Below are 12,903 nucleotides of genomic sequence, written 5' to 3'. Positions count from 1 at the left end.
ATCGATCGTGAAGAGCGTATTCGCGCTGCCGTTCGTTGCAGCCGCGCTGCTGGTCGCGGTCCCCGCGGCTTCGGCCCCGGCGACCGTTAGCCAGACTGTCCCTGCGGATGTGGCCGCCAACCCGGCCAATCGGCTGACGCTGCAGCTGTCGAACGGCGGGACGGTGGTTATTCAGATGCGGCCTGACGCGGCGCCCAACCATGTACAGCGAATCCAGACGTTGGTCAGGCAAGGCTTTTACGACGGGCTCAAGTTCCACCGCGTCATGCCCGGCTTCATGGCACAGGGCGGCGATCCCAAGGGCACCGGGCAAGGCGGCTCATCGCTTCCGGACCTCGCTGCCGAATTCAATCCCCTGCTCCATTTGCGCGGCAGCGTCGCTGCGGCGCGCAGCGAAAGCCCCGACAGCGCCAACAGCCAGTTTTACATCATGTTCGCGCCCAACACGTCGCTCAACGGCCGTTACACCGTCTTCGGCCGCGTGATTTCGGGGATGGACGCGGTCGATTCCATCGCGCCGGGCGAGCCGCCGGAGGAGCCGACGACGATCGTGAAAGCGACGCTTGGGGGCTGACCGCTTGAGCGGCTAGGGCGCTTTCTCATGCGCGTTGACCTGTTCGATTTCGACCTTCCTGCCGACCGGATCGCCCTGCGCCCGGCACGTCCGCGCGATTCCGCCCGACTATTGGTCGCTTCCGGTGGACGAATCGACGACCGCACGATCCTCGACCTGCCCGACTTGCTCGAACCCGGCGACGTGCTGGTGTTCAACGACACGAAGGTAATCCCTGCCCAGCTCGAAGGGCAGCGGGGGGAAGCAAAGATCGGGGTGACGCTGCACAAGCGCGCGGGGCCGCGCAGCTGGTGGACGTTCGTTCGCAATGCCAAGCGGGTTCGCCCCGGGGACCGGCTGGAGTTCGACGCGGGCGTGGCCGCGACGGCGGTCGAGCGGGCCGATGACGGCAGCATCCTCATCGCGTTCGAAGGTGACGAGCCGGCCGAGCTCCTGCTGGAACGCGCGGGCCGGATGCCGCTGCCGCCCTACATCGCTTCCAAGCGACCGACCGACGAACAGGACCGCGCCGATTACCAGACCGTGTTCGCGGCCGAGGAGGGCGCGGTAGCGGCGCCGACCGCCTCGCTCCATTTCACCCAGCGGCTGCTCGACGCGATCGACCGGCGCGGGGTAGCGCGCGAGGTGCTGACCCTGCATGTCGGCGCGGGGACCTTCCTGCCGGTCAAGGTGGAAACCACTGCGGAACATCGGATGCATTCCGAATGGGGTCGGATCACCCAGGCGACTGCCGATCGGCTCAATCGCGCCCGGGCAGCGTGCGGGCGGATCATCGCCGTCGGCACCACTTCGCTACGCTTGCTCGAAAGTGCCGCCGATGATTCTGGCCGGATTGCTGCGTTCGAAGGGGACACGGCCATCTTCATCACGCCGGGATACAGGTTCCGGGCAGTCGATGGACTGATGACCAATTTCCACCTGCCCCGATCAACCTTGTTCATGCTGGTCAGTGCGCTGATGGGCGTGGACGCGATGAAGGCGATTTACGCCCACGCGATCGAGGCCGACTATCGTTTCTATAGTTATGGTGATGGCAGCTTGCTGTTTCCCGGCTAAGGCCGAGCAACCGTTGGCCGTAAAAAATTGCGACTCCATCGAAATGGGCCGACACGGCCTTTCCTCCGTATTGGCAGCACGTTAAACGATAATTTAACGGACGTTGCCTAGGCCGATTGGGCCGGCCGCGACAGATCAGAGACCAGCATTTATGACCGAGTTAGCAGCCACGCTCCCGCGTGTGCCGAAGCGTTTCTATTTTTCGGTGCGCGCCAAGTTCGTGTTGGCGCTGGCGGTCGCAGTCCTGTGGATGCTCTTCAGCATAATCATTTCGCGCAAGTGGGTCGCAACGCTCGGCGACCTGACCGACCCGATCTTCGCCCTCTTCGCCATCTCGTTCATCGCCTACATTCCCGGCTTTATGAACGCCTTCCTGGTCACCAGCCTGCTGCTGGACCGGCGGCCAAAGCGGGTTAAGCCGGCGACCTATCCCGGCGTCACCGTGCTGATTGCCGCCTATCAGGAAGAGGCAGCGATCGAGGAAACGCTCGAGACTATCGCGGCCGAGGATTACGCCGGCCCGCTTGAAGTCCTGGTGCTGAACGACGGTTCGACCGACCGCACGGTTGAGATTGCGCAGGAAGTGATCAGCCGGCTCTCCTTCCCGCCGCAGGCCGAGGTCCGGATTCTCGATTTCAAGATCAACCGGGGCAAGGCCGCGGTGCTCAATTCCGGACTTCGGGTCGCCAAGCATGACCTCATCGTCACCATCGACGGCGATTCACGGCTGCACCCGGACGCGCTGACCGATATCGTCGAGCGGTTGCTGTCGGATCCGCCCAACACCGTTGCGGTCGCCGGCGCGGTGCTGGTGCGCAATTCGCGGGTGAACCTGCTGACCGGCGCGCAGGAATGGGATTATTTCCACGGCATCGCCGCGGTGAAGCGGATGCAGAGCCTGTACCAGGGCACTCTGGTCGCACAGGGCGCCTTCTCCATCTATCGCCGCGACGCACTGGTCGAAGTCGGCGGCTGGCCGGAAAGCGTTGGCGAGGACATCGTCCTGACCTGGGCGCTGCTTCGGCAGGGCCATCGGGTCGGCTATGCCGAAGATGCGATCGTTTGGACGAACGCGCCGACGACGTTCCGGCAGTTCGCGCGGCAGCGCCAGCGCTGGTCGCGCGGCCTGATCGAGGCATTCAGCCATCACGAGCGGCTGCTGTTCAAGCCCCGACTGACGCAGATGTTCATCTGGTGGAACCTGTTGTTCCTGCCGTTGGACATTGCCTACACCTTCATCTTCATCCCCGGCATCATTGCCGCAATCTTCTTCCAGATCTTCTGGATCGCAGGGCCGATGACGCTCGCGGTCCTGCCGCTTGCGGCTTTGTGGAACCTGATCATCTACCGCACGCAATCGAAGATGTTTCACAAGCAGGGCCTGCAGGTTCGCCACAACCCGGCGGGGCTGATTTTCTATCTGCTCGTCTATACGCTGGTCATGCAGCCGGTCTGCGTTTGGGGCTATGCAGTCGAAATCGCCGGGCTCCGCAAGAAATGGGGTACCAAATGATCGCCCGCTCAATCCTCGCGCTGGCCGCGGCGACGACCGCCACGCCATCGCTGGCGCAGCAATCGGACGTGGCCATCAACCACGCGGTCGGAGCGGACGTTTTTTTCTCGTCCGACGCCGAAGACACGGAGGTGATCAAGGCTGGGTTTAACCTCGACTGGCGTTACCGCGGGCCTGAAGATTATCAGGGCGTTCGCGTCGAACGGGTGCGGTTCACGCCACTGGGCCAGGAATCGAGGACGTTCGACCGCGCTTACCTGCGGCTCGCCGACGACTCCGGTCGCTGGAAGTGGGCCGCCACCGTCGGCACCGACGGCCACACGCTGCTTGGCTCCGCGACCGTTCATGACGAAGCCAAGTTTCGTAAGGAGTTCTTCGTCGAGCGAGAGATGATCGAGACCCCGCTCGGCGTGTCCAAGGGCATTTATTACACCTTCGCGGGGGCGGCGATCGACTTGCCCGCGAACGACCGCAACATCTTCACCGCCTTTGTCGGCGCGCAGGAATTCACTGGCGACAACGTGCGCCTGCATTTGCGCGGCAACTACATCCACGTGATCGATCCGGGCAGCGGGTTGAGCGCGCAACTTCGCACGCGCTACTTCCGCAGCAGCGAGCCGGGCGAGTATGATTATTATTCGCCGCGCTGGTATGCGCAGGTGCTTCCGGTCCTGCAGATGCGCCGGTTCGTTTCCGGCTGGCAGTTACTCGGCGCGGCCGGATATGGCGCGCAACGCGACTCCGGCTCCGACTGGCACAGCTCCCGTTACCTCAACGCCCGGGCGACGAGCCCTCGGTTCAACCGGGAATGGGCGTTCTCGGCCGACCTACTTTACAGCAACACGCCGGTCAGCACGGGTTTCACCTACAGCTACGTCCAGTTCCGGGCCGGGCTGACCAAAGCGTTCTGAGCCTCGTCAGACGCGGCGCGCATCGCTAGTCGAGCGCGGTGGCCCGCTTTTCCTTCTCCATCTCGGCGACCGATGGTCGCGCGCGCACCGGTACGATCCGGATGCAGCGGGGCGAGATTCGCACCCCGGCGTTCATGCCGGTGGGAACGGCGGCGACGGTTAAGGCCGTCAAGCCGGAAGGCGTTCGCGCATCGGGCGCCGATATCATCCTTGGCAACACCTACCACTTGATGCTTCGGCCTGGCGCCGAGCGAGTCTCAAGGCTGGGCGGACTTCACCGCTTCATGGGCTGGGATCGCCCGATCCTGACCGACAGCGGCGGCTATCAGGTGATGAGCCTTTCCGAGCTGACCAAGTTGACCGAAGAGGGCGTTTCCTTCGCCAGCCATCTCGACGGCACGCGGCATATGCTCTCGCCCGAACGCTCGGTCGAAATCCAGCGCCTGCTGGGCTCCGACATCGTCATGCAGTTCGACCAGCTCGTGCCGACGACGGTCAGCCGTGACGAGCAGGCGGCGGCGATGGAGCGATCGATCCGCTGGGCCCGGCGGTCGCGCGAGGAATTCGACCGCGGGGGCGAACATGCCGAGCAAGCGGCGCTATTCGGGATCCAGCAGGGCGCCCTAGACGAAGAGTTGCGAAGGCGGTCGGCGGACGGGCTGATCGAAATCGGCTTCGATGGCTACGCCGTGGGCGGCCTGGCGGTCGGGGAGGGGCAGGAGGCGATGTTCGGCTGCCTCGACTTTGCGCCGCAACAGCTCCCCGTCGACAAACCGCGTTACCTGATGGGCGTTGGGAAGCCGGACGACATCGTCGGCGCGGTCCAACGCGGCATCGACATGTTCGATTGCGTGCTCCCGACCCGGTCCGGCCGCACCGGGCAGGCCTTCACCGCCGACGGGCCGATCAACATCCGCAATGCCCGCTTCGCCGACGATCGCGAGCCGGTCGAGCCCGGCTGCCCGTGCCCGACCTGCTCGACCTTCGAGCGCGCCTACGTCCATCACCTGGTGCGCTCGGGCGAAATCCTCGGCGCAATGCTCATGACCGAGCATAACCTGTGGTTTTACCAGCGGCTGATGCAAAGGCTTCGCGACGCGATCGGCGACCACCGGCTCGATGCGTTCGCGACCGATTTCGTCAGCCGTTATCGGCGATAGCCAAAGAATCGAAATCGGCGCTCGAGTGCCGTTCGCGCAGGCCGCCCTCGGCACGATTGACCAAGATTCCGCGCTTGACCGCGGGGCGCTCGTCAATCTGGTGCGCCCAGCGCTGCAGGTTCGAATAGTCGTCGACCGACAGGAACTCGGCGGCGCTGCCATAGATTCGACCGAGCGCGAGCTGTCCGTACCAGGCCCAGATAGCGATATCGGCGACGCTATATTCCGCACCGGCGACGAACGGCTGCTCGGCAAGGCGACGGTCGAGCACGTCGAGCTGGCGCTTGGCCTCCATGGCGTAGCGGTTGATCGGATATTCGAGCTTTTCCGGCGCATAGGCATAGAAATGGCCAAAGCCCCCGCCGAGGAAAGGCGCGCTGCCCATCTGCCACATCAGCCAGGACAGCATCGCCGGCCGGGACGTGCCCAGGAATGGGCCGAACCTTTCGGCGAGGTAGAGGAGAATGGCGCCGCTTTCGAATAGGCTGACCGGTTCGGGCCTGCTGCGGTCCACCAAGGCGGGAATCTTCGAATTCGGATTCACTTCAACGAACCCGCTGCCGAACTGGTCGCCGTCCGAAATCTGGATCAGCCATGCGTCATATTCGGCTTCGGTTATGCCTCGTTCGAGCAGTTCCTCGAGCAGGATCGTCACCTTCTGCCCATTGGGCGTGGCGAGCGAATAGAGTTGAAGCGGATGCTTGCCGACGGGCAGTGGCTTGTCGTGGGTGGCGCCCGCGACTGGACGGTTAATGCTTGCGAACTTGCCGCCGCTCGGCTGCTCCCAGGTCCAGACCCGGGGCGGAACATAAACTCCATCGTCGCTCATCGATCGTGTCCTCTGGTTAGGGAGGGCAGCTAGGAGGCGCGACGGATGCTTTCCAGTGTCAGCGGTGTGACCGGGTTGGATTAGCCGGCGCTGACGGAAAGGAAGCTGGGCATGGGCCCATTCCATTCTTCGGCAATATCTTCGACGACCGGCGTGCGCTCCGCCTGGGCCGGCGCGGGTTCAGACGGCTCGACCGGCGCGGCATCGACCGGCGCAGCATCAGCCTTGGGCTTGCTTGAAGCCCTGGTGCGGCGCGGCTTCTTGGGTGCAGGAGTTTCGGAAGCCCGATCCTCGCGTGCGGCCGGGGCCGCCGGCTTCGACGATTGCTGAGCGGCATCGGGCGCGGGCTCGGCTTCAGTGGCCGACGCGCGCGTGATCTTGGTTCCCAGCAGCTTTTCAATGGCCGAAACCGCGTCCGAATCCTCGCGCGTGGCCAGGGTTATGGCGATTCCGGTGGCGCCGGCGCGTCCGGTGCGGCCGATCCGGTGGACATAATCATCCGGCTGCCACGGCACGTCGAAGTTGACGACGTGGCTGACACCTTTGACGTCGAGACCGCGCGCCGCGACGTCGGATGCGACCAATATGTTGATTTCGTCCTGCTTGAAGCGGTCGAATTCGGCGATCCGGTCGGACTGGTCCATGTCGCCGTGAATCTGGCCGACCGCGAATCCGGAGCGCTTGAGGCTTGTGGCAAGCTCCCGAACCGTCGTCTTGCGGTTGCAAAAGATGATCGCGTTGCGAACCTCTTCGTGGCGGAGGAGGTCGCGCAGCTTGTCGCGTTTCTTGTCGGCGCGCACTTCGACCAGGCGCTGCTCGATATTGACGTTGGCGGTGGCCGGGCGAGCGACTTCGACGCGCTTGGGCTCGTTGAGGAACTTGGCGGCAAGCTTCTGGATCGGCGGCGGCATCGTCGCCGAGAACAGCAAGGTCTGCCGGGTGCGCGGCAGCTTCGAGCAGATTTCCTCAATGTCCGGAATGAAGCCCATGTCGAGCATCCGGTCGGCCTCGTCGATGACCAGTAGCTCGCAGCCGGTAAGCAGGATCTTGCCGCGGCTGAACAGGTCCATCAACCGGCCCGGCGTGGCGATGAGGACGTCGACGCCCTTTTCGAGCGCCTTGATCTGGTCGCCCATCTGAACCCCGCCGATAAGCAACGCCATCGAGAGCTTCTGATACTTGCCGTATTTCTCGAAATTCTCGGAAACCTGGGCGGCAAGCTCCCGCGTCGGCTCCAGGATCAACGAGCGTGGCATCAGCGCGCGGCTCCGGCCCTGGCCCAGGATGTCGATCATCGGAAGCACGAACGCGGCAGTCTTGCCGGTCCCCGTCTGGGCAATGCCGATCAAATCCTTGCCCATCAGCACCGACGGAATGGCGGCCCGCTGAATCGGCGTGGGATCGTTGTAGCCGCTGTCGGAGACGGCGCGCAGCAAATGCTCAGAAAGGCCGAGATCGGCGAAGGTCATTCAATATCCGGATGTTAAAAAGCGCCAGCATGTCGCGGCGCGGAAAGCGCTTCGCGCTAGCGCCGACAGGCCCCAGATGTCAAGGAATCTGGCCTTTGACGGGCACCAGCTTGCGGAACTTCCGGATCGTGCAGGTGCCGCCCATCCGCGACCGGATGGCGTCGCGCCTGACGCAAATCTTCCCGTCGCGGGAACTCAGGTAGAAATCTTCGTAGAAGTCGAGCGCCGGGCAATTGCTATCCAGTCGGGCGCGGACGCGCTTGCGATCCTGGAGGATGAAATCGACCTGGTCGCTGCCCGAAAGTACCGCACCGCGCAGCTTTTCCCCGGAGATGCACTTGGGGCCTTTGCGCTCCTTCCACTGTGACTGGCCGTTAGCGACGGGCGGCCGAGCGGGAATGCGCAAAACCATCTCATCCTGAACGAACGACATACGGACGCGCGGGAACCAGTCCGGCGCCGCGGCGGCGCCGAACAGCATCGGGATCAGGGGGAAGAACAGGATCATCGGGCAGCAGTCATCGGTGCCGGCCTCGCAGCAACCCGTTGAACCATCGATTAATCGCCGCCTCGATCACCGGGACAGGAGTTGCGCAATGGCCGGCCGTTGCATAGAGGCTTCGCGCAAATTCAATTGGCTCGCGCTCGCCGCTCTGGGCAGCACGGCTCGTTCCCAGGAGACACTCGATGGCGACCCAAGCGCCCAACCAATCCTTGCCGCTGCTCTATAGCTCGATCCAGCCGCTCAGCTCGGAAGTGCACGGCCAGATGCGGGTCCGCCCGACCAAGCCGGCAGAGCAGGTCAGCAAGACCCACGCCGTGCCGGTGACCGTAGAAGAATTCCAGCTGGCGGGGCGCCACTATCCGATCATCTTCTCCACCGGCGACACGCCGGTGCCGCTGGCGCTGATGGGCCTTACCGAGGGCGTCAACGTCTTCATGGGCCAAGATGGCGAGCTGCTCGAGCGCATTTACGTTCCGGCTTACCTGCGCCGCTATCCCTTCCTTCTCGCGCGCCTGACTGAAGATGCCGAGGAATTGTCCTTGTGCTTCGATCCTTCCCTCGAAGCGATCGGCAGTTTCGATGAAGGCGAGAGGCTGTTCGATGACGACGGCCAGCCTACCGATGCGACCAAGTCGATCCTGCAGTTTTGCGAGCAGTTCGAAACGGCGGCGCAGCGGACCAATGCTTTCATGGAAGAGCTTAAGTCCAGCGGTCTGCTGATGGACGGCGAAGTCGCAATCCAGCCGGAAGGGGTCGACCAGCCCTTCGTGTTCCGCGGGTTCCGCATGGTCGACGAGGAAAAGCTGCGCGAACTGCGCGGCGATGAGCTGCGCAAGATGAACCAGAACGGCATGCTGCCGCTTCTCTACGCGCACCTGTTTTCGCTGGCGCAGATCCGCGAAGTCTTCCAGCGCCAGGTCGAACAGGGGAAGGGGCCGACGGCCCCATTCCAGGTCCCGATCGAAGGGTAACGCCTTATTCGGCCGCTGCCGGAAGGCTTCGGCTGATCAGCGCCTGCCCCAGGCGCAGCGCAAGCTGCTCGATCAACCGGGCTACCCGGTCGAAGTGGCGGCTCGGCTCGCCGCTGCGGTCGAGATAGCAGCTGCGGTCGATTTCAACTTGTAGCGCGTGGACACCATAGTGCGGCCCGCCGTGATGTTCGACGACGTGGCCACCCGCGTACGGATCGTTGATTGCGCAGTCGAAGCCCGCGTCGGCAACGATCGCTGCGGCTTCGGCAACCACCCAGGGTGCCGCAGTGCGGCCGTAGCGGTCGCCGAGGACGACCTCGCTGCCGCTCGGAACGGGGGGCATGGAGTGACAGTCCAGCAGGACAGCGGCGCCGAAGCGGCTGACGATCGCCTGCAACTGCGCCGCAACCGCGGCGTGATAGGGGCGATGAACCTGGGCAAGCCGTTGTTCGAACTCGTCCCCGCTCAGTTGCCGCCGCCAAAGATGACCGTGGGCCGCAGTCTTGGAAGGCACGATCCCCAGGCCGGATCGGGTACGCGCGCTGGGCCGTGAAGCCGTCCATCGCGCCGCGAAGTCCGGGACCAGCGCCGGATCGACCTCATCCTCGGCCCGGTTGCAGTCGATTGCCGCCCGGGGCGCTTGCGCGACGACCGCGCCAACGCCCTGGTTGATTGCACGCCAGGCCAGGCGGTCCACCAGAGGGTCTTCAAGCGGTTGCAGTGACCGCCGCCCGCCGCGCGCCATTTCGACCAGCCAGGCGGGATAATCCCGGCCGGCGTGCGGGATAGACAGCAAGACGGGGTGGGGGCCGCGTGGCAAATGGACGATTGGGCCGGGAAGGGGTTCGTGCACCGATTTCCTACTCTAGAGCGCGCGCTGGCGCGTCAACGCCCCAGAATGGGACTTGGCGTCTGGAAAATCTTAAGCCTTGCAGGCATACAAGCGGGTGATGCCACGAATCCTGCTTGCCGAAGACGACACGTCGATGCGCGAATATCTGCAGCGTGCGCTGCAGCGTGTGGGCTATGACGTCGAATCCGTGGGCTGCGGGACCGAGGCGATGCCGCTGCTTGAAAAAGAGCAGTTCGACCTGCTGCTGACCGACATCGTCATGCCGGAAATGGACGGGATCGAGCTGGCGCAAAAGGCTTCGGTGATCGATCCGTCGATCCGGGTCATGTTCATCACCGGCTTCGCCGCGGTGGCGTTGCAGAGCGGCCGAACGGCGCCCGAGGCGAAGATGTTGTCCAAGCCCTTCCACCTGAAGGACCTGGTGGCGGAGGTGGATCGGATCTTCCAGACCGAGGATCAGCACGGCCGCCTCTAAACAGCGGGTTGCGCCAAGCGCCCGGCCTCTCTAAGTCGCGCGTCGAGTGGGCGTGTAGCTCAGTGGTAGAGCACTGTGTTGACATCGCAGGGGTCGCAAGTTCAATCCTTGCCACGCCCACCATCTTTTCCAGCAAATACAGTGGTTTAACGCTGGCTCAGCGCGGCTTGACGAACTTCAGAGTCATCCGGTCGCTCTCGCCGATCGCCAGGTAGCGGTTGCGATCCTTATCCTTGAGCGCCAGCGTTGGCGGCAGGGTCCAAACCCCATCTTCCCAATCCGTCGTGTCTAGCGGGTTGGCATTGACCTCCGACGCGGCGACGAGGCGGAAACCGGCGGCTTCCGCAAGTGCGCGAACCGTCGACACCTTGATGTAGCCGCTCTCCCGCTCCCGCTGCGCGCTCGCGGCTTCCGGCAGTCGGTGATCGACGACGCCCAGCGTACCGCCGGGCTTCAGCATCGCGAACATCTGGCGGAACGCCTCCGCGCTGTAATCCTGCTTGTCCGCGCGCTGATATCCCATTCGCCAATTATGGACGTTGCGGAAGGTCAGCACGACGTCCACGCTTCCCGCCGTGACCCGCGAATCGGTTGCCTTGAACGCCGGGAACACGGCGGAACTGACCCCGCCGTAGAGCGCCGGATTGGCATCTCGCAGCTTGGCGACGCCGCCGAGCTGGCCATTGGGAGTGGCGACGATCAGCCGCCCACCGCCGCCGGCGAGATAGGGCGCGAGGATTTCCGTATACCAGCCGCCGCCCGGCCAGATCTCGACCACGGTGTCGCTGGGCCGAACCCCGAAGAACGACAGCGTCTCAAGCGGATGGCGATAGCGGTCGCGGGCAATGTTGTCGGAGGTCCGGGTGGGAGCCGCGACGGCGGCGTCGAGCGCCGCAAGATGCGTGGGGGCGACCGGCGAAAGCGTCTGGCATCCCGCCAGCGGCAGGAGCGCAACTGAAGCCAAGGCGAGTGCGGTGGACAGTCTCATGCGGCGAAGTTCCCAATCGTTGTCGCGTCTGCAATGGCGTTGCGCGACGAAGGGAGCAAGGCCGCTAGAGGCAGGCTTCCAGATACGGCTGGTCGAAACCGAACTGCTTGGCCTTTTCCAGCGTGTAGGGGCGCAGGCCCATCGAGCGATATTCGCCGACGATCTTGCCGTCCGCGCTCTCGTCCAGATATTCGAACTTGAACAGCTCCTGGGTAACGATGACCTCGCCCTCCATGCCGATCACTTCGGTGATGTTGGTGGTGCGGCGCGAACCGTCGCGAAGGCGCTTCACCTGCACGATGAGATCGACGGAGTCGGCGATCTGGCGGCTGATCGCTTCCTTCGGGATCTTGATGTCGCCCATCATCACCATGTTCTCCATACGCGCCAAGCATTCGCGCGGGGAGTTGGAGTGGAGCGTCGCCATCGAGCCGTCGTGGCCGGTGTTCATGGCGGCCAGAAGGTCGAAACACTCCTGGCCACGAATTTCGCCCAGGATGATGCGGTCAGGACGCATACGCAGCGCGTTGATGACGAGGTCGCGGATGGTGATCGCGCCCTGACCCTCCAGGTTCGGCGGGCGGGTTTCGAGCGGCAGCCAGTGCGGCTGCTGAAGCCGAAGCTCGGCCGCGTCTTCGATGGTGATGACGCGCTCGCCCGGGTCGATCATCTTCGACAGGGCATTGAGCATCGTCGTCTTGCCCGAGCCGGTGCCGCCGGAAATGACGACGTTCATGCGGCTGGCGCCGGCGATCTTGAGGACCGTCGCCATTTTCTCCGACATCGACCCGAAGCCGCGCATCATGTCGAGCGTGATCGGCTTTTCGGAGAATTTACGAATCGAGATGGCGGTGCCGCGCAGCGACAGCGGCGGAATGATGACGTTGACGCGGCTGCCGTCCTGAAGGCGCGCGTCGGCCAGCGGCGTGGTCTGGTCGACGCGGCGGCCGACCTTGTTCACGATCCGCTGGGCGATCTGGAACAGATGCTCCTCGTCGCGGAACTGGATCTGCGCGAGTTCGAGCTTGCCCTTGCGCTCGATGAAGGTCTGGTTGGGCCCGTTGACCATGATGTCGCTGACCGCCGGATCGGACAGAAGCTCTTCGAGCGGCCCGAGGCCGAGCAGTTCGTCGACCAAGACCTTTTCGAGGGCGAACTGTTCGCGACGGTTGAGCGTGATCTTCAGCTCGGCGAGCACTTCACCGATGATCGGCCGGAATTCCTCAGCCAGCTCATCCTTGTTGAGCGTGGCGGCGGCTTCCGGGTCGACGCGCTCGAGGAGGCGTGGAAGCACCTGTTCCTTGATCCGGTGAACCGCGGCTTCGAAGCCCTCGACCTTGCTGCTGGCGGCTTCCCCGCTCGCATTTTGGCGGGTGTTGAGCCGGTCCATCGCTCCGCCAGGCGTGGCGGGCGCGCTGTCCGACGACGCCGGCGCTTCCAGTTCCTCGATCGGCGGGAACTGCTCGGCGGGATCGCTAGGCGCGCCGGGGCTGCCCTTCATCGGCTTCGCGCTGCCGAACGATGGCCGCTGCGTCGCCGAAAGACCGCTGCGCTTACCGAAAGCGTTCATGCCCTTTGTCACCCGCTCAAGAAATTACG

Annotated in this window: 12 protein-coding genes, 1 tRNA gene and 1 pseudogene; 8 read left to right on the top strand and 6 right to left on the bottom strand. The window is 64.2% G+C overall.

The genetic code is table 11. From position 1 onward, the window contains the following. Positions 1 to 4: 4 nt before the first annotated feature. The 5 genes and pseudogenes from G7078_RS09005 to tgt all read left to right on the top strand — a co-directional run. Positions 5 to 565: pseudogene (locus G7078_RS09005) on the top strand (peptidylprolyl isomerase); the annotation flags it as partial. A gap of 36 nt (positions 566 to 601) precedes the next feature. Further along, a complete protein-coding gene (gene queA / locus G7078_RS09000; protein WP_166095242.1) occupies positions 602 to 1,630 on the top strand; it encodes a tRNA preQ1(34) S-adenosylmethionine ribosyltransferase-isomerase QueA in 1,029 nt (342 codons plus the stop codon). A gap of 151 nt (positions 1,631 to 1,781) precedes the next feature. Next, positions 1,782 to 3,143, top strand: a complete 1,362-nt coding sequence (locus G7078_RS08995) for a glycosyltransferase family 2 protein (RefSeq protein ID WP_166095240.1) — start codon at positions 1,782 to 1,784, stop codon at positions 3,141 to 3,143. Beyond that, entirely contained in the window at positions 3,140 to 4,054 is a 915-nt protein-coding gene (locus G7078_RS08990; protein ID WP_166095237.1) for a hypothetical protein, read from the top strand. Before G7078_RS08995 ends, G7078_RS08990 begins: the two co-directional genes overlap by 4 nt. A gap of 38 nt (positions 4,055 to 4,092) precedes the next feature. Then, positions 4,093 to 5,214 (top strand): tRNA guanosine(34) transglycosylase Tgt, encoded by a 1,122-nt coding sequence (gene tgt, locus G7078_RS08985; RefSeq protein ID WP_166095235.1) that lies wholly within the window; start codon positions 4,093 to 4,095, stop codon positions 5,212 to 5,214. Here tgt and yghU read toward each other — a convergent pair. The 3 genes from yghU to G7078_RS08970 all read right to left on the bottom strand — a co-directional run bounded on the left by yghU (position 5,195) and on the right by G7078_RS08970 (position 8,020). Further along, positions 5,195 to 6,043 (bottom strand): glutathione-dependent disulfide-bond oxidoreductase, encoded by an 849-nt coding sequence (gene yghU, locus G7078_RS08980; RefSeq protein WP_166095232.1) that lies wholly within the window; start codon positions 6,041 to 6,043, stop codon positions 5,195 to 5,197. The two genes, tgt and yghU, sit on opposite strands and share 20 nt — an antisense overlap. A gap of 80 nt (positions 6,044 to 6,123) precedes the next feature. After that, positions 6,124 to 7,512, bottom strand: a complete 1,389-nt coding sequence (locus G7078_RS08975; RefSeq protein WP_166095230.1) for a DEAD/DEAH box helicase — start codon at positions 7,510 to 7,512, stop codon at positions 6,124 to 6,126. Between the two features lie 79 nt (positions 7,513 to 7,591). Then, positions 7,592 to 8,020 (bottom strand): hypothetical protein, encoded by a 429-nt coding sequence (locus G7078_RS08970; RefSeq protein ID WP_166095227.1) that lies wholly within the window; start codon positions 8,018 to 8,020, stop codon positions 7,592 to 7,594. Positions 8,021 to 8,199: 179 nt separating this feature from the next. On the opposite strand from G7078_RS08970, the gene G7078_RS08965 reads away from it, so the two are divergent. After that, entirely contained in the window at positions 8,200 to 8,988 is a 789-nt protein-coding gene (locus tag G7078_RS08965) for a SapC family protein (RefSeq protein ID WP_166095225.1), read from the top strand. Positions 8,989 to 8,992: 4 nt separating this feature from the next. On the opposite strand, the gene G7078_RS08960 is transcribed toward G7078_RS08965, so the two are convergent. Then, a complete protein-coding gene (locus G7078_RS08960; protein WP_166095223.1) occupies positions 8,993 to 9,841 on the bottom strand; it encodes an N-formylglutamate amidohydrolase in 849 nt (282 codons plus the stop codon). 97 nt (positions 9,842 to 9,938) lie between these two features. Between G7078_RS08960 and cpdR the strand changes: the two genes are divergently transcribed. Then, entirely contained in the window at positions 9,939 to 10,316 is a 378-nt protein-coding gene (gene cpdR / locus G7078_RS08955) for a cell cycle two-component system response regulator CpdR (protein WP_166095220.1), read from the top strand. A 48-nt stretch (positions 10,317 to 10,364) separates the two neighbouring features. Next, positions 10,365 to 10,439: transfer RNA gene (locus G7078_RS08950), tRNA-Val, on the top strand. Between the two features lie 34 nt (positions 10,440 to 10,473). On the opposite strand, the gene G7078_RS08945 is transcribed toward G7078_RS08950, so the two are convergent. Together G7078_RS08945 and G7078_RS08940 are read right to left on the bottom strand one after the other, a co-directional pair. Further along, a complete protein-coding gene (locus tag G7078_RS08945) occupies positions 10,474 to 11,304 on the bottom strand; it encodes a class I SAM-dependent methyltransferase (protein ID WP_166095218.1) in 831 nt (276 codons plus the stop codon). 64 nt (positions 11,305 to 11,368) lie between these two features. After that, positions 11,369 to 12,874, bottom strand: coding sequence for a TadA family conjugal transfer-associated ATPase (locus G7078_RS08940; protein ID WP_166095215.1), 1,506 nt, complete (start codon positions 12,872 to 12,874; stop codon positions 11,369 to 11,371). Positions 12,875 to 12,903 lie beyond the last annotated feature (29 nt).

It is taken from the genome of Sphingomonas sinipercae (genome assembly GCF_011302055.1).
Taxonomy (GTDB): domain Bacteria; phylum Pseudomonadota; class Alphaproteobacteria; order Sphingomonadales; family Sphingomonadaceae; genus Sphingomicrobium; species Sphingomicrobium sinipercae.
This window is presented reverse-complemented; position numbering and strand designations above follow the sequence as displayed.

Excerpts from the sequence above, each read along its gene's own strand:
- G7078_RS08940 (WP_166095215.1), bottom strand. The coding sequence starts at position 12,874 with ATGAACGCTTTCGGTAAGCGCAGCGGTCTTTCGGCGACGCAGCGGCCA.
- yghU (WP_166095232.1), bottom strand. The coding sequence starts at position 6,043 with ATGAGCGACGATGGAGTTTATGTTCCGCCCCGGGTCTGGACCTGGGAG.
- G7078_RS08965 (WP_166095225.1), top strand. The coding sequence starts at position 8,200 with ATGGCGACCCAAGCGCCCAACCAATCCTTGCCGCTGCTCTATAGCTCG.
- queA (WP_166095242.1), top strand. The coding sequence starts at position 602 with ATGCGCGTTGACCTGTTCGATTTCGACCTTCCTGCCGACCGGATCGCC.
- G7078_RS08945 (WP_166095218.1), bottom strand. The coding sequence starts at position 11,304 with ATGAGACTGTCCACCGCACTCGCCTTGGCTTCAGTTGCGCTCCTGCCG.
- G7078_RS08975 (WP_166095230.1), bottom strand. The coding sequence starts at position 7,512 with ATGACCTTCGCCGATCTCGGCCTTTCTGAGCATTTGCTGCGCGCCGTC.
- G7078_RS08995 (WP_166095240.1), top strand. The coding sequence starts at position 1,782 with ATGACCGAGTTAGCAGCCACGCTCCCGCGTGTGCCGAAGCGTTTCTAT.
- G7078_RS08970 (WP_166095227.1), bottom strand. The coding sequence starts at position 8,020 with ATGATCCTGTTCTTCCCCCTGATCCCGATGCTGTTCGGCGCCGCCGCG.
- cpdR (WP_166095220.1), top strand. The coding sequence starts at position 9,939 with ATGCCACGAATCCTGCTTGCCGAAGACGACACGTCGATGCGCGAATAT.
- G7078_RS08990 (WP_166095237.1), top strand. The coding sequence starts at position 3,140 with ATGATCGCCCGCTCAATCCTCGCGCTGGCCGCGGCGACGACCGCCACG.